Genomic DNA, 18456 nt, shown 5'->3' with positions numbered 1-18456 from the left:
CAGACATGGCACTTACACTATCGGGTTTAATGCTTTATGCAATGTGGCTTGTCTTAGGGGTCATGGGTCTTAGCTTTGTAGTAGATTTGTTCAAATCGTTTGCAGCAGGAACTTTCTCCGGCTCTACGGTTACATCTTACTTGAAAGACCTTTTGTACTTTGTTTTCCCTTTATTCTTAATTTCCAACATGATGCCGCTAGATCATACCGATTTCATTCTAAAAATCGCGTACTATCTCGGTGCACTTGGTGTAGTCTACCATTATGTCGGAGGCTATTTTAAAAAATAATGTGCAAACGCATTCAAAGCTGCTGAGTCCACTCAGCAGCTTTTTTTAATGCCGAAAAAGCTGCTTACCCCAAAACATAGGTAAGCAGCTTATAAGCCAAACCAGTTAAAACCGTGGTAAATTCGATAGATTATTGCTCGGATCTCCATCGGGATACGAACGCAAGGTTTTCTCCCCTTTTCGATTCACACCCGTATTCGCATCTTCGATTAAATCAGCTTCCGTCATCTCAATTGCAGTCTGAACATCCACCACTTGCCCATTTTGAAATTGAACAGCTTGGATACTTCCGTCTTCATAATGCACCGATTGGATCATCGCTTTATTCGGATCAATGGTATGTGGTCCACTTTTACGTCGCGGCATAAAGATTTCCTCCATTTCTATTGCGCATTAGAATAACCCCACGAATGTGGGGCTCAGCTCTATGACTGCGTAGACTCACTCTGCGTTTTCATTTCTTGTTTGAGATCTTCCGTCTTCTGCTGCGCTTGCTTGATTTGAGTTTGTAGATCCTCCAACTGCTGCTCAGCCTCAGTGAGAGCGGCAGCCGTAGCTTGCGAATAGATTTGCTGTGCAACTTGCAGCGTCTGTTCTGCTGCTTGCTCTGCCTTTTGGGCAACATCCTTAATTTGCGCTAAGCCAAGTTCCTTTTGTTGCGGCATGGTAATACCCCCAGCTGATGTTTTGCATACCCAATTAATGTAGGCAACAATGTCCCATTTTATTCGGGGGAAAGATAAGCATGCGTACTTAACAGCTCATTTAGGAGGTTAGTCGGTATGATGAACTCAGGTCCACCCATATAACCAGGCGTAACCTCATATTTCTGAAACACGATAACAAGCTTGCCATCCTTATTAATGTAGAAGCTTTGATCTTTTTTGATCATTTTAAACGCAAAATTCACCTCATTCGCTACCCCTTCCACCCAATAAACCTTTGAAGGGTCGTCTTTCATCCGTTGTTTCATTTGTTCCTTAATATTGTTACTGATGACTTGCATATATCCCTCATCCTTAAACAAGCTTGGCAATGTGATGAGCAGTTGATTCTTTTTATCAATCGTATCGTATTGGAAAGTTGTCGACGAAGAACCCACTGTATTGACCACATACCTGCCTATAGAGAAAATCTTATCATTGTCCGTTTTGACGATATAGCCACTATCAACACCCAGATGTCCCTCTAAGCCACTTGCTTTCATTTCCTCAACATCCACCATGAAGTCTGTGTAGAGCTTTTTACTTTCCTCCAAATACTTCGCATTTAGGGATTCCTCTAACGCTTTATTTTCCATATTTGTAATGATAGGGACCTCTATTTGTGCTTCACGCGCGCCATCATCATATTTAAACTCTCGAAAAGTCAGGACTTTCATCCATTTGCCGACGACTGGCATCTCAGATAAGGTTTGGGCCAACGCTGGGCTCGTATTCAGACCCGCAACCAGGACAATTGCTGCTGCCGCGACAGCAGTCATCCACTTCAGATTAGTTCTCGGCTTTTTTCTATGTTGTTTAATGGCTTGATTAACAATGAAATCGAGTTCCGCAGGGATTGGAATGTCCATATAATTTTGTTTCATTTGCTCTAATTTCTCGTCCATGGTTAGTTTACCTCCACTAGCTTATCATCGTTCATTTTTATCCGTAAAAGCTTAAGTGCTTGGTAGAGCCGCGTCTTGATCGTACTCGTATTTTCCTTCAAGACCTCAGCGATTTCATCGATCTTCAAGTCTTCAAAATACCGAAGCGTAATGACACTGCGATACATCATCGGCAAGTCATCCAGCGCTCTTTCTAAATCAATATTCGGATAGGCATCTTCACTGCCAGGCGTGATTGCCTCCATCGTTACATCATCCATTACAGTAAGCTTCTTATGCTTTCGAAGGAAATCCAAGGAGGTGTTAACGACAATTCGGTAAAACCAGCTTTTGATCGATGCATTGTTTTTCAAGGAGTCTGATGCTGCAAAAGCCTTCTGAATCGCCTCTTGCACAATGTCGAGTGCATCCTCCTGATTTTTCACATAACTGTACGCAAGTCGATATACGTTCTCTTTGTGCTCCGTTATGCAGGTAATTAACTCAGTTTCTAGCTTTCTATTCATACTCATGTGGGTGATGACGCTCCTTTTACCGCGCGGTTTTGAGAACTAATTCTTGTTGTAGCTAAGACGTATCAAGGCGCTGAATAGTTTGATGGGCATGCCTACCAATTTCGTAATTCCACTGGTATACTAACAGCAAGACGCTTATGAGGTGAACTGCTATGAATATTATTAAAGTCAAAGATCGTCATGAGTTAGATCGACGCGTTCCTTCCATGCCGTGGTATATTGAGAAATTTATTAATTATAAGCTCCCAGACCTCTCACCGTCATCGCTTCTTGAATATGTACGTGATTATGAGATCTTCTTGTCTTGGCTGCTCGCAGAGGGCTTAAGTACAGCGAATGTCATGAATCAGGTTCCTCTTGAAGATTTAGAGAAGCTGCATATGGACAGCATTAATAATTTTCGCATGTTCCTTGCCACCCGTAAAGTACAAGCAAATGGTAAAACAACGATTAATCGTAAGCTTTCCGCGCTTCGTTCCTTATTTCATTATTTGAGTCAAATTGCTGAAGATGATAACTTCTACCCGCTCCTGAAGCGCAATGTGATGGCTAAAGTGGAAATTAAGCGATCACACAAGGCCAAGGACAGCGCGGCGAAACTCGAAGGGAAGCTGCTGCAAGAGGAAGAAATCGTGGAGTTTATTGCTTATGTGAAGGAAGGCTATGAGCATGATGTTGCGAAGAATAAACAGGCGCTCTACGCCTACGAGTTAAATAAGGTTAGGGACGCTTGCATCGTTACACTCATCCTTAATTCAGGGTTGCGTGTTTCCGAGGTGTTCAACCTGAATGTCGATGATATTGATTTGAAAATGAAGCTCGCCCATGTGTATCGAAAAGGTAAAAACGACGATACGTTCAAAACGCCGGTATATTTTCGTCTCGATGCCATCCAAGCCCTCACGGACTACCTGGCTATTCGCTCCTCGCGATACAAGCCAGCCAAAAAAGAAAAAGCCCTCTTCATTGCCATGGCTAATGGCAAAAAAGAAGGCGAACGAATGACGAAAAGAGCAATACAAGAACTTGTGATCAAATATGCCAAACGCTTTGGCAAGCCGTACCTATCCGTACATAAACTGCGACATTCCTTCGCCACCGATTATTACTTGCAGAACGACTTGTACAAAACACAAGAACAGCTCGGCCATGCCTCACCGGAGACGACGCAAATCTATGCGCATCTTACGGATCGAACGATGTCCGAGGCCATTGATAAGCGTCTGGAATCCTGATGCTAAACGAGTTTGGCTGGTTCAAATGTTTTGACGACTTCGTTCATAGCGGGTTCAAACGTAGCAATCGTCATGGCTTCCTGTAGATACGGAAGAGGATTAGGGTCTTTTCGCATTGCCTAATAATCTTCCGCACTTCTCCAATGCGCACACATGGTAACTTTTGTGCTATCTAGACTTCGATGGAGACTACAAGAAATAGTACACGACAACTTTATTTACCATTAATGAATGATTAATTAGCCATATTATTGATAGAATCTACCGTATCAAAGACAGAAATATGATCTACTCTTCCAGTGGATTTAGGTATAATAAATTTAAGTTGAAATACTTGTGAGGCTTGATAGATATAAATCGTATCATCACCATTTACTTTGGTGTCAGACGGTTTGCCTAAGGCTTGTTCAATCTGACTTAACGTCAACGCATGCAACTGTGGATCATTGGAGCGAATATCGATGATTTGACTTCCCTTGTTAAAGCCAATAACCGCATTTTTCTTCGTGTACGTAGCGTAAATGCCACTACCCGCTGATTCTTTCTTATCTGCCTTCCCCCACAATTTCTCGACGTCATCGATAAGCCCTGTCTTTGCTGCAAACGCAATGCCGCTGACTTTACCTGATTTGGCAAGTTCCAGCATATCTTTAATTTGCTTCGATACCGTACTAGCATTAGTAGATGACGATGGCGCGGGTGTTGTAGGCTTCACAGAAGGACTCGCAGATGGAACTGCAGATGGACTCGTTGTAGGAGTTGCCGATGGGATCGGTGAGATACTCGGACTTGGAGTCGACGTATTCGGTGACTGTTCTTGTGTTGAAGAACAAGCCGTTACCAAGAACATAGTCGACAAAAGCAAGGTAAATATCGTTGTTTTTCTATTATTTTTTTTCATGTCAGTCACCTCAATCTATTTTAGTTACAGTTTACTAACGATGCATTCACAAGAAATGTTGCTGCTCACTTACGTGACTTTTGTTGATCTAAATAAAACAAACCATAAGGGAATAATCCTCCATGGTTTATTTGGCTTCTCACAATTCAATTATCTCACTAATTTGTTCCAAACATACATAACATACCTAGGAATCCTAAATATTACTTCAGGATTTTTCCGATTGCAGCTAGCTCTTCCGGAGCAAACTCGAGGTTTTTCAATGCGGCCACGTTTTCCTCGATTTGCGAAACTCGGCTTGCACCAATTAAAGCGGATGTTACGCGTTCGCCGCGAAGCACCCAAGCAAGTGACATTTGCGCTAAGCTTTGACCACGGGAACTAGCCAACTCGTTCAGTTGAATAATTTGGTTCAATTTTTCTTCCGTAATGTCTTTTTCTTTCAAGAATTGGCTTTTACCACCTGCTCTTGAATCTGCCGGAATGCCGTTCAAGTATTTATTCGTTAACAAGCCTTGCGCAAGCGGACAGAACGCGATACTGCCTGCGCCGAAATCATCCAGTACATCCTGCAATCCTTCCTCGATCCACCGATTCATCATGCTGTAGGCTGGTTGGTGAATAAGTAACGGCGTACCTAAGCCTTTGAGAATCGAAGCCGCTTCTTTCGTTTGCTCAGCTGTGTAGTTGGAAAGTCCAACGTAGAGAGCTTTACCTTGACGAACGATTAGATCCAAAGTCGCCATTGTTTCTTCGAACGGTGTGTTCGGATCTGGTCTGTGGGAGTAGAAAATATCAACATAATCTAGACCCATTCTTTTTAAGCTTTGATCTAAGCTGGACACCATGTTTTTCTTGGAGCCCCACTCGCCGTAAGGACCTTCCCACATATGGTAGCCCGATTTTGTCGAGATGATAAGCTCATCGCGATAAGCACCTAGGTCACTCTTGAGTACACGCCCCATCAATTCCTCTGCGGAGCCCGGTGGCGGTCCATAGTTGTTAGCTAAATCAAAGTGCGTAATCCCTAAATCAAAGGAACGAAGAAGCATGGCTCTACCGTTCTCATGTAGATCCAGACCTCCGAAATTGTGCCACATGCCTAACGATATCGCTGGGAGCTTAAGCCCCGATTTCCCTGTACGATTATATTTCATTTCTGCATAGCGAGTTGAACTTGCTTGATAGACCATGATTGTCCTCCTTCATATTTCCAAGAAAATCTTTTTAGGAAAGTCACTTATGTATTCACTAAAGTTTTCACAAGTATCTTGTATCCTATGTACTAGTATAGTGTAAGCCCAGCAACAAAAAAAGAACTGAAAAAAACGTGTCTTACTTACCAAAAGGTTAGTAGGACACGTTAAATGGACTAAATGTGTTCAAAACGAAGCCATGCATTGTGCTCTTGCAGCCATTTCGTTTTCTCATAGGTATTACGAATAATGTCTACCAGTACGCCTTGAGGATCCACACCATCTAAGTAACGGCCAAGAAAATGAATAAAGACATCTAATCGGCGCAGCTCGATCAACAACGGTAAAATATTAATTTCTTCCTCTGACAATCGAACAAACTGACGATACCCTTCATAAAATGCTCTGCTTTTCGCATTGAGTTTCTCTACCGCTACGGTTGGGTCAACTAAATCCGACAAACAGACGGCGATCTCCATGACACGCGCATCCATCGTTACAAATTCAAAATCGAGAATAGCTGCTATACGCCCTTCGTCATCCACCAGCATATTGGAGCCATTAATATCGCCATGAACGAGCTGATGCGGCAGCTGCCTTATCGTTGGAATCGCGGCATATATGGCCATATAGCGATTAAATATATAGGCAAGTTCATCCTGTTGAGCCATGAAGGGTTCCGGCGGCTGCAGTGCAAACATGCGAATCGCTTCCGGATTACAGCTAGGATGAATATGTTCAATTTCATAATAAGGAGCATATTGCGGCTTATCTCCAATCGTAATCTTAGCTAAGCTCGCAGATAATTGTCCTACCGCTTTCCCCATGTCTTGCAGCTGAAGATAACCTAATTCAATTGGATTATGACCCTCCGTATACGTAAATAAGGCCGCAAGCTTGCCACTATCATCCCCCAGCATCACCATCGTTCCTCCAGTTGGCAGCTCTAGAGGCATAGGTATTTCGAAAGGAAGCTCCTCTTTCATTTCAGCTATCCGAAGCAAGACGTTATGCTCAAAACTTATTTTGTTCCGGTCACGATGCGTTTCATATAAGCGTAGAACATAAGTACGATCCTCTACTTCAACGAATCGTGTTGTATTATTCATCCCACCTGCACCAACACGAAGCGTCCACGTTTGAGAAGGAAACCAATTGGCGGGAAGTAACGCTAATTGTTCCTCTTGTTCAATGACTCGCATAATGCCTTGACTCAGCTCCTCATCTTATACTTGATTATCGCCTTCTACCGCGAACTCAAAATCCTCCACATCGAATGCTTCAACGGGTATTGAAAACTCCACTAATCGCTCAATAAAATCAAACTGATCTGTTAGTAAAACGGATTGCTCCTTGATCGCAGTCAATATTAACTCCGTTTCGATCGGGTCAAATTGATCCCCATAGGCCTCATTATCAATCGCATACACGATCTTCAGCGTCACATGCTCATTAATCGGTAATGGAGGGCTTTTACCCCATGGTATGGACAATGCTTTTTCTATTTTTTTCTTATTAAAAGATTCCTCAAAGAACGCAATGAGCTCACCAATCATTTGTTTGACAAAACCATCATCCTCATGCTCTAACATAATGGGTTCAGGGCTGCTGTGAAGTTCATATAGCTCTTGTATAGTCGTATAAGGAATAATATAAGTCACAGGCTTTGATGGCAGCATGAGCTGGCCATGCACGGCTAACATCACGGCTTCGATAATAAACGTTTTGCTCATGGAATTCCCCCCTTATGCTACAATCATCATTCAGCAATACTTCGCTAGAAAGATCGGAAATCCTTTTTTCGAGGAAGGTATGTATAATAACACGCCAATTTAAAATAAAACCGTTAGCTCCCTAGATCTCTTGACCAGTCGAGCTAACGGTTCTTTATGATGCTTATAAACTGCCATCCAACACCTCGTTGTCCTCGTACAGGGGTCGAAATGGCTTCTTGGAGTAGCGATTCGCATACGCGGATGCGACATAACAATCAGGTTTAATAACCGGAACCATTCCGACTGATTCGACTCGTCGTACCATCTCCTGGACGAATTTTGCCGTCCGATTTCTATTCTCGTCATCTCCCGCATCAATATGAATGAACATATCGAAAGTGGCTCCTTGATACAGATGAGGAAGAACAATATTTTCCATATCTAATCGCTTGTTTTCGTCAAAATACATCGCTATCTCTTCACTTAATGAGGTTTCCATGGAAAGTTTTTCTTTGATTGAGTGAAGGGCTCTTGGTACGATCACTTGACGATAACATGCCCACGCTCCTTTCCCTAGCCGCTGGATCACTACGCCGGTAATGAATTTCGTATGACCTGTGTGCACCTGACAATCCGTACCTATTATGAATTTATAGGTGGCCACAGGATCAAGACGCATGAAATGAAGAATACGCTCGTGCACGGTATCCAGGTTAAGTCCTCTTTCCGATGTGTTCCTAAATTCCAGTGGTTGGTTCGTCGTCGAAGGTTTCAAAGATAAGGCTCTCCCTTTCTCCATAATCTATAGAAAAAGGCGGATGCTCAAGGCAGCACCCGCCTCTTCTATAGTATATGGCAAACCTTGCCTGTTCGAACCATCAACTTATTTTATAACTGGTCCTCCGTACAAAAATCGATTCTCCCACTGCTTGCCATCAATGGTATCCACACGAACGCCGCCTGATTCAATGGAATACGTATGCAGCATTTGACCGTTGCCTAAGTATAAACCAACATGAGTAATCGGTTCTGTTAATACGTTGATACCATCATAATCAGAAGGTTTGGAACCTTTATAACTGCTGAAAAATAGTAGATCCCCGCGCTTCAACTTCGTCCAATCCTTCACAATCGGTCCTAAGGATCTCACATAGCTGCCTTGAGCAGCTGAATCACTTGGCAGTGAAAGGCGTAGTGCATCCCAGTACATCGTTTGTACAAAGTCAGAGCAATCGAATGTGGAAGGATCGTTACGTACGGAACCAAATTCGTAGGGAGTCCCGAGGTACTTTTCTCCCGCGTCAATCACCGCTTCGATCTCATCTGCTACGGGCATGCTAGGCTTGATCACGGAGAAATCCGCTGTTATGTATTTACTGCTGCTGCTCATATATCCACTAACGCCATTAGCATCTTTCACTTTATACCAGCTATCATTTACTTTATCGGTGACAAGAACTTCTTCCCCTTTGCTCAGAATCCGAATCACCTTCGAACCTGAACTTGCCTCTGATGACGGCAGTGTACGGAAGTTAACGCCATAATTGATTTGAGCATTACTGACAATCGTTATGTATTTACTGTTTGTTGAAACGTATCCGTTCACACCTTGCGCATCCTTAATTTGAAACCAATTCACAGTTGTATAGTCTGTCACGGTTACAAGTTCATTCGCTTTCAGCATGCGAAGTACTTTACTTGAGGTTGTTGGTTGATCTCGAAAGCTTACACCAGCAACGATCTCCGCTTTTGTCGTGACTTCTTCTTCAGCTTGCGTTTGTTTGGGTAGTATAGTTGTCAATGCCACCATCATTACCGCAATAACCATTGTCCACTTTCTCATTGTCTTTCCACCCACCCATTTGATGTTAAATTCTTCAATCGTATCCTTATTATAGATTGAGGGGGTCGAGCACGAATATAGGTGAATGGTAGGGTTTATTGCCAAATGGTGTATGGCGATTAGCCTATTGACGCCATGGTTTAAATTTCCAATTTGCGAGCTTCAGCCTTTCTTGTTAGTACAGACCAAAATAACTGCATATAAGAGGCATTCTTAAGCTTAACATTCCCTATTTTCATCTCATTTTCTTCCAGTTCGATAATGACCCATTCGCTTGGATGACTTACTGACTGTGATTCCAAAAAAAGCAATGCCTGCTCATTCGCTTCATCTAGCTCTAGCCAAAACTTCACGCCATAATAGGCGAGACCATAGTGATTAACTAGCGTACACGTATAGATTTGTTCGGTTTCTTTGTTCTGCAGAACATAGGGCATTTCCCTCTACCTCCAATGCGAAAGGCACATTCACCACGAGGGGGAATGTGCCTTCGTTTGTTATGCGTGCTGGCTCTACTTACAAATACGCATTCTCATGTTTGGCTTTCAGCATATTCCAACGACGTTCCACTTCCGTCTCGAAAGATTTCAGCGATCCCTCATATTCTGGTTTCGTGAGATGCTTCGTTTTACCCATCGTTTTCAGCCAGTCGGATAACGGAATCTTCTTACTCTTATCCTCCGGATTGTATGTGATCGTCGTGACACCATGCTCTACCTCATAGAGAGGGAAGAAACAAGAATCAACCGCAGCCCCAACAATGTTAGAACCCTCTTGATCATCAGACAGCCAGTTCAATGGACAAGCAATGAGGATTTTGCCGTAAACTAACCCCTCATGCTGCGCATACCACTGTGCTTTTGCCGCTTTCTTCACCAGATCCTGCGGGTACGCTTCTGAACCGGTAAATACATACGGAATATGAGTCGCAGCCATAATTTGCGCTGTATCCTTGTGATGGAATACTTTACCACCTTGATGCTTCCCAACATTGGACGTGGATGTCCGATGTCCCATCGGCGTTGAATAAGACAATTGAGCGCCTGTGTTCATGTAACCTTCGTTATCGTACTCAAGAATAATCATTTTATGATTCCGCAAGGCAGCCCCAATGGCAGGACCCATCCCGATATCCATACCGCCATCGCCCGTAATCATGACGAAAGTGAAATCATCTTTCAATCCCAGATGATCAAGTTCCCCGCGACGCTTACGCTCCCAGAACATCTCTACAACGCCTGACAGCGTTGCTGCGCCGTTCTGGAATAGATTATGGATATACGTCGCTTTATGCGCTGAATACGGATACCCCGTCGTTACAACCATCGCACAGCCTGTGTGGAAGATCGAAACAATGTCGCCTTCTATCCCCTTGAAGAACAGCTCAAGCCCAGAGAAAATACCGCAGCCAGGGCAAGCGCCATGTCCCGGAGCAATCCGCTTTGGCTTCTTCGTTAAGGAACGGAGTGGCGGAATGCGTACATTCAGCTTCCCTGTATTCTCGTCCGGTGTGACCGTGATAAGCCCCGTATTCAAATCCTCATACTTCATCGGTGTCAGAACCCGCTTCGGTGCTTTCGAAGGATCCCCCGGCGTGTGGCCGTAGTAATCGAAAGGCACGTCTACCTTGCCGCTCTCCATCGCGTCAATGGCGAATTGGAACAGATTATGCCCATCCTCGGCATAAAAGTCTTTGCCACCTAAGCCATAGATCCGGCTTATGACAAGCGTATCTCTGTTCCCGTTCGTGAACAGCGCCGCTTTAATTTCGTTGACCATGTTGCCGCCATGCCCGCCATAGGAATCTGCGCGATCGCCTACGGTGATCGCTTTGACATTCTTCAGCGCCTCTGCAATTTGCTTCGCTGGGAAAGGACGGATCAGGTTCGGCGCGATCGAGCCTGCCTTAATGCCCTTCGCGCGGAGCTGGTCGACGACATCCTTGATGATTTCGGAAGCCGAATTCATCAGGAATACCGCGACTTCCGCGTCCTCCATCCGATATAGCTCAAGAATCGGATAGTCTCGGCCCGTCAAATCGGCATATTCCTGCCGAATGCGATCATACACACCCTCAGCGTTATACATGGCTACTGACTGCTGATAGCAGTTATTAATATAATCCGGTTCATTCATATACGGTCCAACCGTTATCGGATTATTGCGATCTAAGGTGTCTGGGAAGCCCTGTGGCTTCTCACCTACGAATGCTTGCACATCAGCCCGATGTGCGAAGGTTTGCACTCTACGCTTTTGGTGAGAGGTGAAATAGCCATCTGAAGCGACCATCACTGGCAAACGCACCTCAGGATCCTCGGCTAATTTGAGCGCCATAATATTCATATCGTACACGGCTTGCGGATCACGACACATCACAATCGGCCATCCGGTATTCAAAGCATAGTATAAATCCGAGTGATCGCCGTGAATATTGAGCGGTCCGGATACGGAACGACAAACCAAGTTCATAACCATAGGGAAACGCGTTCCGGATTGTACCGGCATTTGTTCCAACATGTACAAATAACCGTTGGCGCTCGTCGCGTTAAATACGCGGCCGCCAGCAGTTGAAGCGCCATAGCATATACCTGCTGATCCATGTTCACCGTCGGCAGGGATTAAAACAATGTCATGTTGTCCATTGGACTTCATGAGATCTAGAAACTGAGCTACCTCCGTTGATGGTGATATCGGAAAGTATCCCATGATATGATAATTAATTTGATGCGCCGCATAAGCTGCCATCTCATTCCCTGATTCATACACGATGCGCTGTTCGACTTTGGCTTGGCCTAATTCCTGCTTGATATCAATGGACATGCGTGTAGTTCCACCCTTCTCCCATAAATACTCTCTAAGAGTTTATAGCTAGATTGAATCGATGCGGCATGCGATTTAGATCTGCATAACCATCTTCTTCACGCTCACTGGAGAGCGCATCGGTTGGACAAGCCTGTACACATTTAAGACAACCTTTACAGTACTGATAGTCTATGCCTTGCAGGAACATTTGGGGACGGCCTTTTTTGTCAGGGAGCTCATCCCATACAAAACAAAAGTCAGGACATACATTATCGCAAGAAGCGCAGTGAATACATTTATCTTCATGAAAATGCGGCATCATCCCTGCTCGGGAAATGCTCAAATCTTTGAGAATACTATTGCCGGGATTCGTGACGACACCCCCTATTGGCTGCGTAGCAAAGCCCAGAACAGGTGTATCATACCGTACGAAATCTGGCATGGATTCCCCTTCTGGAAGCGCATACGTTTGGAAAACAACTTCGTTATAGCCGCGATCAAATGTACGTAACGCTGGGGCAACAGCAAGCGGGTACTTCTTCTCTAACGATTTCCGAATGACACCTCGCATGACATCTGGATCCAGAAAATCACACAATCGGAACATCGCTCCAAGCATCGCCATATTCACGCGATTCTTCTCTTCGAGTGAAATACCGATGGCATCAATAACTGCGATCGTTCCCCCTCTGAGCTTCATCTTCTCCTTCAGCTCATCAGGCGTTTTCGTTGAATTTACTAACACTGTACTATCCTCGTAGATGCCACTGATAACGTTTACAGTTTTGGAAAGCGATTCATGAAAAACACCAACAACATGCGGTCGTTCAACGGGCGATGTATCCCGAATCTTCGTATCCATGTCACAAAATCGAATATGTGCTTTTACTGCTGATCCTTTCTTCTCAGACCCATAGGAAGAGAAACTGACACCGTTCAAACCAACGCCAACGACTCCTGCTTCTGCCAGCATCTTACCTGCTAGATTCGCGCCTAGACCGCCGATGGATTCCAGTCTTATCTCGAAAAAGCCGAGATCGTTCAATTTAGGTAAAGTTACCATGCTTGGTCTCCTTTCAAAAATGAACTGCATAAAGAGTGAATAGCGTGAATAGTAAATCTACTATTATTGTAACAAGAAATGGCTGGTAATCAACCTTTTTTTGAATCAGCCATTTAAAGCAAATAATCAATGATTAGACCGCACTTCCCCAGATAAAAACATAAAGATTCTGGTTCGGCTTCAACATCCCTCTTCCATGCCTCACAATCCTCACACACGTCTACATAAACGTCTTCAATCGGATTAAACACTACACCGCAAACCTGTGAGCACGTCCGCATTCACATCTCTCCTCGGCTTCAAATCCCCCAAAATTGTAAACGTTTGCAAATCATGTTTTCTTTATTATACAGTGGTTTATATGCTTATGACCATAAGTCTTTATGAAATCTTTAGCATTCGAATAAGCCTATTTCTCTTGATTCAAATCGCTTTTGTGAGATAATGTAGAAATAATTACCAAATTGTCGATTTATGGAAAGGATGCTTAGGATTGCTTCATTTCATCATTGCCAATGAGCTGCATAATCTTTTCTACATTATGAGTGCTTCCTTGCTTCACCTTATTATTGCTCCGCATTTCATGCATAAAGCTCAGCATTTGAATCTCTTATTCTCCATGATTTTAGGTGTCTTCTTACTCTTTTACTGGAACTTTGCGGACATCGACCCTTTGATTTACTCGCTTCAATTAGTTCCTGTCTGTTTACTATTCGTGACCTTATGCATTGGCATTGTGCCATCCATCCTGACTTGGCTTATTTTCAATTTCGGTTGTATGTTCGTTCTGAACTATTACTGGGAACCAGCCCTGCTAAGCAGCACTTTATTGCTTATCCTCGGCTTTCTAATTCGAAATCGCGTAACTCTAGCTCCTCTGGTGATAAAACTTGCTTATGCAACCGGCATACTCATCGTATATGAACTATTGTATGCGCCGCTTGCCCCTTATGTCTTATCACCAATTTCCCTATATACAGGGTACGTTGTAGGCTTTGCCTTCATTTCACTATGGATCATGATTTCCATACTTTATTTTATTAACAAATATGAAATACAGAGAACGCAAATTGCTCAATTAGAGAAAAATCATATGCTGGCTGAAATGTCGGCCACGATCTCACATGAGATCCGAAATCCGCTTACCACAACACGTGGTTTTCTACAATTACTGTTGAAATCCGATTTGTCGAGTTCGGATCGTAGACGATATGTTGATCTTGCCTTATCCGGTGTAGACCAATCAATAACGATGCTGACTGATTTCCTAAACTATGCGAAGCCATCATTGGACTTAAAAGAACAGCTTGATATTAAGGAGGAATTAGATCATACCGTTCGCTTTATTACTCCGTATGCCTTGGATTTTCAAGTTGAAATCGATATCTCACATGAAAGTGAAACTCCCCTCTATATTCTTGGCGAATCCCAAAAACTGCGCCAATGCTTACTAAATCTGATCAAAAATGCAATTGAATCTATGCCTAAAGGTGGAAAGTTATCCTTACGCACCTGGAAGCATCCTAGTGCGGTTCAGATCTCGATTACGGACACAGGTGTAGGAATGACGAATAAACAGCTGAATGCCTTGGGTAAACCCTTCTATACAACCAAAGAACATGGCACTGGGCTGGGACTTGTTGTTGTGATGAGCCTAATTAAGAAAATGAACGGCAAAATTACATTTTCAAGCAGTCTCAATCGCGGCACGCAATGCTCTATCCTTTTCCAACAAAAGTAAACATGACAAAAAAGCAAGCTAGACAAGAGACGACTCTTATCTAACTTGCTTTTTTCAATTTCAAACATCCTATGTAGCTAAATTTTCCTTCTCAACGATAAATGAGAGCAACCGGCTGCAGCTTTCCTCAACCATCTCAAACACTTCTTGAAACTTCCCCGTATAATACGGATCAGGCACGTCGGTATGCTCCTGATTACTTGAGAAATCCAACAATTTATGTATCGAGGCTCTCTTCTCATCTCCCGCTAATTCAGGAGCAAATGAGGCGAGATTCACAACATTACTTTCATCCATTGCAATGATATAAGTAAATTGCGTGAAATCATCGGGCTTTACTTGTCTGGCCTTTAGACCTTCATAGCTAATTTCATAAAGGTCCAGAATAGTCCTTGTACCTTGATGAGGTGGATGTCCGATATGCCAATCCCCAGTGCCTGCCGAATCAATGGCAATGACACCTTCGAGACCCGCTTCCTTGACTTGATGGCGAAATACAGCTTCCGCCATGGGCGAACGGCAAATATTACCTAAGCAGACGAATAAGACCCTAATCATATTTGACCAAAAACAAGCATTTTTTCGTTTAAAGTAAGCGGTCGAGCAGGAATATCCAATACGATTCGGCCTTCCGACACACCCCAAATGCGTGTTGCGAAACGCTCCGCTAGTTCAACCTTATGCAGCGTTGCAATGACACTCATATTGCGTTCTTTACACAAGGATTTCAAATCTTGCAGAATGTACTCAGTAGACTTAGGATCAAGGCCAGAAACAGGCTCATCTGCGACGAGTACCTTAGGTCCAAGAATCAATGCTTTGGCAATCGCGACACGTTGCTGTTCGCCACCGCTTAGCTGGCCAACCTTTTTATCTCCTTTATCCAAAAGGCCAACCTTTTCTAAAAAGTCCATGCTATCGATTTTCTCATTTCTCGACGACAAACCTGTAATCATTCGAAGTGGGGCTTGATACACCCTGCCCATCAACACGTTTTTGACAGCGCTTTTATTCCGATTTAGAAATGGCTTCTCTTCCAAGTATGCGAAATCTTTCCCTAGTTTAAAACGATCCCAGGGACCTGGCTTCGTAATATCATTCGAGTTATAAATGAGCTGACCGCTTGTCCATTTCTCTTGATGACTAATACACTTAAGCAGCGTAGTTTTCCCGCTTCCACTGCTGCCGATCACCGCGATAAACTCTCCTGCATCTACCTGAAAGCTAATTTGCGATAGAACCTGATTGTCTGGAGGAAATACTTTACTTAAATTTCGAACTGTCAGCATGACAACTCTCCTTCACGTAAGTCCATAGTAAATCATATATTTCGGAAAAAATCGCCGCTCAAATCAAGCCTACTCTGCTCGTTGAGGGCGATTTCCTTCTCTTTACAAGTTAAGCTTAATCGCAAGAAGTCGGTGCTTCTGCCGCGCCTGCTTCAACATTAATTTTTTCCGAAATCGTATCTCTGACTACCGACATCACTAGTTGCAGCAAATAGTTAATATCTTCTTGCGTTTGCTTGAACTCGTTAACGATCGGAATGCCATCTAATTCATCCTGAAGAACTTCGATTTCATTCTCAATTTTTTCCACCATTTTCTTGTTTTGGAACGTTTCAAAAGCAACAATCTCTTTTTGCTTTTTCTTAATTGCACTAATTAGAGTTTGAATATCGGGATTCGTTGCAATTTGTTTCTCAGCTTTTTGATAGAACTGAACTTCATTGGAAGTGGTTAGCAAATTAGCTAACTCCTTCGCTTTCGACAAAATATCTTCACGAACGATCATTTCTGTATTCGTAAATTCCTCTACTTTGAATGCATGAGGCTGGTTATCATCATGTGCATGATCACATTGGGACATTTCTTAACACGCTCCTATTTATTCTGTTCATCAATTATTTATACAGACATCTGAAGAGGCTTTTGGACGATCTCGCCTTTCAGAATCCACGTTTGCGCATGTGTGACTTTTACATGAACCATTTGGCCAATTAAGGATGAGTCTCCTGTGAAATGGATAAGTTTATTCGTCCGCGTACGGCCGGCAAGCACATCCGTATTGTTCTTACTTTCACCTTCAACCAACACTTCGACGGTTTGATGCAACAAGCGCTCATTGCTGTCCTTGCTAAGCTTATTAACCAGCTCATTCAGGCGATATAAACGTTGCTTCTTCACTTCCATCGGAACGTTATCTTCCATCTCCGCAGCAGGCGTACCTACTCTTGGTGAATAAATGAAGGTAAAAGCAAAATCAAATCCAACTTCTTCGTACAGCGTCATCGTATCCTCGAATTGCTCATCCGTCTCGCCTGGGAAACCAACGATAATATCCGTTGTCAACACCACGTCAGGCATTGTCGCCTTGATTTTACCCGCTAGCTGCAAGTAATGATCTCTAGAATACTTTCGGCTCATCCGTTTCAAGACTTCTGTATTACCTGCTTGCACAGGCAAATGAATGTGCTCAACGAGATTGCCACGTTTACCTAATACCTCGATCAAGCGGTCATCGAAATCTCGTGGATGCGAGGTTGTGAATCGAATACGAGGAACATCAATTTTACGTATGTCGTCCATCAAATCAGCGAACGTGTACGTTATATCTTCAAAGTCTTTGCCATAGGCATTGACATTCTGTCCAAGTAGCGTAATTTCCTGAAAGCCTTGACGAGCCAAATCTCTGACTTCAGCCAAAACGTCCTGCGGTCTACGGCTTCGCTCTTTCCCACGTGTATAAGGAACAATACAGTAGGTACAGAACTTATCGCAGCCGTACATAATATTAACCCAAGCACGGATACCTTCCCGTTTTTTGGGGAGATTTTCTACGATATCGCCTTCCTTTGACCATACCTCCACAACCATTTCTTTGTTGAAAAAGGCATCCTTCAAAAGGCTTGGCAAGCGGTGAATATTGTGCGTTCCGAAAATCATATCGACAAACGCATGCTTTTGCATAATACGATTGACAACGGACTCTTCCTGCGACATACATCCGCACACACCAAGAATAAGTCCTGGCTTTTGCGATTTCAAGGTTTTCAAATGACCCAGCTCACCGAACACTTTATCTTCGGCATTCTCACGGATTGCACACGTATTCAGCAAAATGACATCTGCGATCTGCTTGTCATCTGTGGCTGTATAGCCCATCTGCTCGAAAAGGCCCTTCATAACTTCGGTATCATGCTCGTTCATTTGACAACCATACGTTGTGATTAAATAATGTTTGTCCTTACCAAATTGCTGCATATCTTCAGGAATGGCAAAATCGTAATGAACCTGAATGTCCTCTTTACCACGTTGCTTTTCATCCTTATAGTTGGGTGCAGAATTGATTTGGATATTCCTACCTTTAATTCGATAAGTCGTTTTGCCCTCTTCTTGGCTTAACACTTTCGCATCCGAGAAGTCAAAGTATTTGGAGTAATCCTTAACCTTGTCGGATTTTAAGTCCGATGTATTTTGGTTCTCCTTCGACATGATGAATTCACTTCCCTTTATCTATAAATATAGCTCTAACTTGTATTAACCC

Annotated in this window: 21 protein-coding genes; 3 read left to right on the top strand and 18 right to left on the bottom strand. The window is 43.3% G+C overall.

All coding sequences use genetic code 11. From position 1 onward, the window contains the following. Nucleotides 1-5 precede the first annotated feature (5 nt). Complete coding sequence (locus AC58QO_RS05410) at nt 6-290, top strand: hypothetical protein (RefSeq protein ID WP_497264219.1); 285 nt, start codon at nt 6-8, stop codon at nt 288-290. Nucleotides 291-395: 105 nt separating this feature from the next. Here AC58QO_RS05410 and AC58QO_RS05405 read toward each other — a convergent pair whose 3' ends face one another. The 4 genes from AC58QO_RS05405 to sigV are packed head-to-tail and all read right to left on the bottom strand — an operon-like array spanning nt 396 to nt 2411. Further along, nucleotides 396-656 carry a DUF3892 domain-containing protein gene (locus tag AC58QO_RS05405; protein ID WP_497264218.1) on the bottom strand — a complete coding sequence of 87 codons (261 nt, stop codon included), beginning with the start codon at nt 654-656 and terminating at the stop codon, nt 396-398. A 59-nt stretch (nt 657-715) separates the two neighbouring features. Next, nucleotides 716-955, bottom strand: a complete 240-nt coding sequence (locus AC58QO_RS05400; RefSeq protein WP_497264217.1) for a hypothetical protein — start codon at nt 953-955, stop codon at nt 716-718. A gap of 59 nt (nt 956-1014) precedes the next feature. Beyond that, nucleotides 1015-1899: an anti-sigma-V factor RsiV gene (gene rsiV, locus AC58QO_RS05395; RefSeq protein WP_497264216.1), complete on the bottom strand. Its 885-nt coding sequence runs from the start codon at nt 1897-1899 to the stop codon at nt 1015-1017. A gap of 2 nt (nt 1900-1901) precedes the next feature. Continuing rightward, nucleotides 1902-2411 (bottom strand): RNA polymerase sigma factor SigV, encoded by a 510-nt coding sequence (gene sigV / locus AC58QO_RS05390; RefSeq protein WP_497264215.1) that lies wholly within the window; start codon nt 2409-2411, stop codon nt 1902-1904. A gap of 155 nt (nt 2412-2566) precedes the next feature. On the opposite strand from sigV, the gene xerS reads away from it, so the two are divergent. After that, nucleotides 2567-3649 carry a tyrosine recombinase XerS gene (gene xerS / locus AC58QO_RS05385; protein ID WP_497264214.1) on the top strand — a complete coding sequence of 361 codons (1083 nt, stop codon included), beginning with the start codon at nt 2567-2569 and terminating at the stop codon, nt 3647-3649. A 235-nt stretch (nt 3650-3884) separates the two neighbouring features. On the opposite strand, the gene AC58QO_RS05380 is transcribed toward xerS, so the two are convergent. From AC58QO_RS05380 to AC58QO_RS05335, 10 genes are all read right to left on the bottom strand, one after another. Next, complete coding sequence (locus AC58QO_RS05380; protein WP_497264213.1) at nt 3885-4550, bottom strand: YjgB family protein; 666 nt, start codon at nt 4548-4550, stop codon at nt 3885-3887. 203 nt (nt 4551-4753) lie between these two features. Beyond that, nucleotides 4754-5743, bottom strand: coding sequence for an L-glyceraldehyde 3-phosphate reductase (gene mgrA / locus AC58QO_RS05375; RefSeq protein WP_497264212.1), 990 nt, complete (start codon nt 5741-5743; stop codon nt 4754-4756). A 179-nt stretch (nt 5744-5922) separates the two neighbouring features. Beyond that, the gene (locus tag AC58QO_RS05370; protein ID WP_497264211.1) at nt 5923-6948 is read right to left on the bottom strand and encodes a phosphotransferase; all 1026 of its coding nucleotides are present in this window, start codon (nt 6946-6948) and stop codon (nt 5923-5925) included. 24 nt (nt 6949-6972) lie between these two features. Then, nucleotides 6973-7479, bottom strand: coding sequence for an ADP-heptose synthase (locus AC58QO_RS05365; protein WP_497264210.1), 507 nt, complete (start codon nt 7477-7479; stop codon nt 6973-6975). Nucleotides 7480-7642: 163 nt separating this feature from the next. Then, nucleotides 7643-8260, bottom strand: a complete 618-nt coding sequence (locus AC58QO_RS05360; protein ID WP_497264209.1) for a ribonuclease H-like YkuK family protein — start codon at nt 8258-8260, stop codon at nt 7643-7645. Nucleotides 8261-8344: 84 nt separating this feature from the next. Further along, nucleotides 8345-9304 (bottom strand): C40 family peptidase, encoded by a 960-nt coding sequence (locus tag AC58QO_RS05355; protein ID WP_497264208.1) that lies wholly within the window; start codon nt 9302-9304, stop codon nt 8345-8347. Nucleotides 9305-9444: 140 nt separating this feature from the next. Next, complete coding sequence (locus AC58QO_RS05350; RefSeq protein ID WP_497264207.1) at nt 9445-9741, bottom strand: hypothetical protein; 297 nt, start codon at nt 9739-9741, stop codon at nt 9445-9447. 79 nt (nt 9742-9820) lie between these two features. Then, nucleotides 9821-12124, bottom strand: a complete 2304-nt coding sequence (locus AC58QO_RS05345) for a thiamine pyrophosphate-dependent enzyme (RefSeq protein ID WP_497264206.1) — start codon at nt 12122-12124, stop codon at nt 9821-9823. 34 nt (nt 12125-12158) lie between these two features. Beyond that, nucleotides 12159-13169 carry a 2-oxoacid:acceptor oxidoreductase family protein gene (locus AC58QO_RS05340; RefSeq protein ID WP_497264205.1) on the bottom strand — a complete coding sequence of 337 codons (1011 nt, stop codon included), beginning with the start codon at nt 13167-13169 and terminating at the stop codon, nt 12159-12161. Between the two features lie 113 nt (nt 13170-13282). Then, complete coding sequence (locus AC58QO_RS05335; RefSeq protein WP_497264204.1) at nt 13283-13450, bottom strand: hypothetical protein; 168 nt, start codon at nt 13448-13450, stop codon at nt 13283-13285. 212 nt (nt 13451-13662) lie between these two features. Here AC58QO_RS05335 and AC58QO_RS05330 point away from each other — a divergent pair, with 212 nt between their 5' ends. Beyond that, the gene (locus AC58QO_RS05330) at nt 13663-14910 is read left to right on the top strand and encodes an ATP-binding protein (RefSeq protein WP_497264203.1); all 1248 of its coding nucleotides are present in this window, start codon (nt 13663-13665) and stop codon (nt 14908-14910) included. Nucleotides 14911-14979: 69 nt separating this feature from the next. Here AC58QO_RS05330 and AC58QO_RS05325 read toward each other — a convergent pair whose 3' ends face one another. The 4 genes from AC58QO_RS05325 to miaB all read right to left on the bottom strand — a co-directional run bounded on the left by AC58QO_RS05325 (nt 14980) and on the right by miaB (nt 18404). After that, nucleotides 14980-15468 carry a low molecular weight protein-tyrosine-phosphatase gene (locus AC58QO_RS05325; RefSeq protein ID WP_497264202.1) on the bottom strand — a complete coding sequence of 163 codons (489 nt, stop codon included), beginning with the start codon at nt 15466-15468 and terminating at the stop codon, nt 14980-14982. Next, nucleotides 15465-16199 (bottom strand): phosphonate ABC transporter ATP-binding protein, encoded by a 735-nt coding sequence (locus AC58QO_RS05320; protein ID WP_497242305.1) that lies wholly within the window; start codon nt 16197-16199, stop codon nt 15465-15467. Before AC58QO_RS05320 ends, AC58QO_RS05325 begins: the two co-directional genes overlap by 4 nt. Before the next feature lie 115 nt (nt 16200-16314). Further along, on the bottom strand, nt 16315-16779 hold the full coding sequence (locus tag AC58QO_RS05315; protein ID WP_497264201.1) for a YlbF/YmcA family competence regulator: 465 nt from the start codon (nt 16777-16779) through the stop codon (nt 16315-16317). Between the two features lie 38 nt (nt 16780-16817). Beyond that, nucleotides 16818-18404: a tRNA (N6-isopentenyl adenosine(37)-C2)-methylthiotransferase MiaB gene (gene miaB / locus AC58QO_RS05310; RefSeq protein WP_497264200.1), complete on the bottom strand. Its 1587-nt coding sequence runs from the start codon at nt 18402-18404 to the stop codon at nt 16818-16820. Nucleotides 18405-18456: the final 52 nt, after the last annotated feature.

Source organism: Paenibacillus sp. J31R30, from assembly GCF_059692115.1.
Note: the sequence above shows the minus strand (reverse complement) of the source record. Positions and strands in the feature narration are given on the sequence as shown.

What these genes read in the sequence shown, in the direction of transcription:
- AC58QO_RS05320 (WP_497242305.1), bottom strand. Translation starts at nt 16,199, where the DNA reads ATGCTGACAGTTCGAAATTTAAGTAAAGTATTTCCTCCAGACAATCAG.
- AC58QO_RS05400 (WP_497264217.1), bottom strand. Translation starts at nt 955, where the DNA reads ATGCCGCAACAAAAGGAACTTGGCTTAGCGCAAATTAAGGATGTTGCC.
- xerS (WP_497264214.1), top strand. Translation starts at nt 2,567, where the DNA reads ATGAATATTATTAAAGTCAAAGATCGTCATGAGTTAGATCGACGCGTT.
- rsiV (WP_497264216.1), bottom strand. Translation starts at nt 1,899, where the DNA reads ATGGACGAGAAATTAGAGCAAATGAAACAAAATTATATGGACATTCCA.
- miaB (WP_497264200.1), bottom strand. Translation starts at nt 18,404, where the DNA reads ATGTCGAAGGAGAACCAAAATACATCGGACTTAAAATCCGACAAGGTT.
- mgrA (WP_497264212.1), bottom strand. Translation starts at nt 5,743, where the DNA reads ATGGTCTATCAAGCAAGTTCAACTCGCTATGCAGAAATGAAATATAAT.
- AC58QO_RS05365 (WP_497264210.1), bottom strand. Translation starts at nt 7,479, where the DNA reads ATGAGCAAAACGTTTATTATCGAAGCCGTGATGTTAGCCGTGCATGGC.
- AC58QO_RS05360 (WP_497264209.1), bottom strand. Translation starts at nt 8,260, where the DNA reads ATGGAGAAAGGGAGAGCCTTATCTTTGAAACCTTCGACGACGAACCAA.
- AC58QO_RS05370 (WP_497264211.1), bottom strand. Translation starts at nt 6,948, where the DNA reads ATGCGAGTCATTGAACAAGAGGAACAATTAGCGTTACTTCCCGCCAAT.
- sigV (WP_497264215.1), bottom strand. Translation starts at nt 2,411, where the DNA reads ATGAGTATGAATAGAAAGCTAGAAACTGAGTTAATTACCTGCATAACG.
- AC58QO_RS05410 (WP_497264219.1), top strand. Translation starts at nt 6, where the DNA reads ATGGCACTTACACTATCGGGTTTAATGCTTTATGCAATGTGGCTTGTC.
- AC58QO_RS05380 (WP_497264213.1), bottom strand. Translation starts at nt 4,550, where the DNA reads ATGAAAAAAAATAATAGAAAAACAACGATATTTACCTTGCTTTTGTCG.
- AC58QO_RS05345 (WP_497264206.1), bottom strand. Translation starts at nt 12,124, where the DNA reads ATGTCCATTGATATCAAGCAGGAATTAGGCCAAGCCAAAGTCGAACAG.
- AC58QO_RS05405 (WP_497264218.1), bottom strand. Translation starts at nt 656, where the DNA reads ATGCCGCGACGTAAAAGTGGACCACATACCATTGATCCGAATAAAGCG.
- AC58QO_RS05325 (WP_497264202.1), bottom strand. Translation starts at nt 15,468, where the DNA reads ATGATTAGGGTCTTATTCGTCTGCTTAGGTAATATTTGCCGTTCGCCC.
- AC58QO_RS05315 (WP_497264201.1), bottom strand. Translation starts at nt 16,779, where the DNA reads ATGTCCCAATGTGATCATGCACATGATGATAACCAGCCTCATGCATTC.
- AC58QO_RS05355 (WP_497264208.1), bottom strand. Translation starts at nt 9,304, where the DNA reads ATGAGAAAGTGGACAATGGTTATTGCGGTAATGATGGTGGCATTGACA.
- AC58QO_RS05340 (WP_497264205.1), bottom strand. Translation starts at nt 13,169, where the DNA reads ATGGTAACTTTACCTAAATTGAACGATCTCGGCTTTTTCGAGATAAGA.
- AC58QO_RS05350 (WP_497264207.1), bottom strand. Translation starts at nt 9,741, where the DNA reads ATGCCCTATGTTCTGCAGAACAAAGAAACCGAACAAATCTATACGTGT.
- AC58QO_RS05335 (WP_497264204.1), bottom strand. Translation starts at nt 13,450, where the DNA reads ATGCGGACGTGCTCACAGGTTTGCGGTGTAGTGTTTAATCCGATTGAA.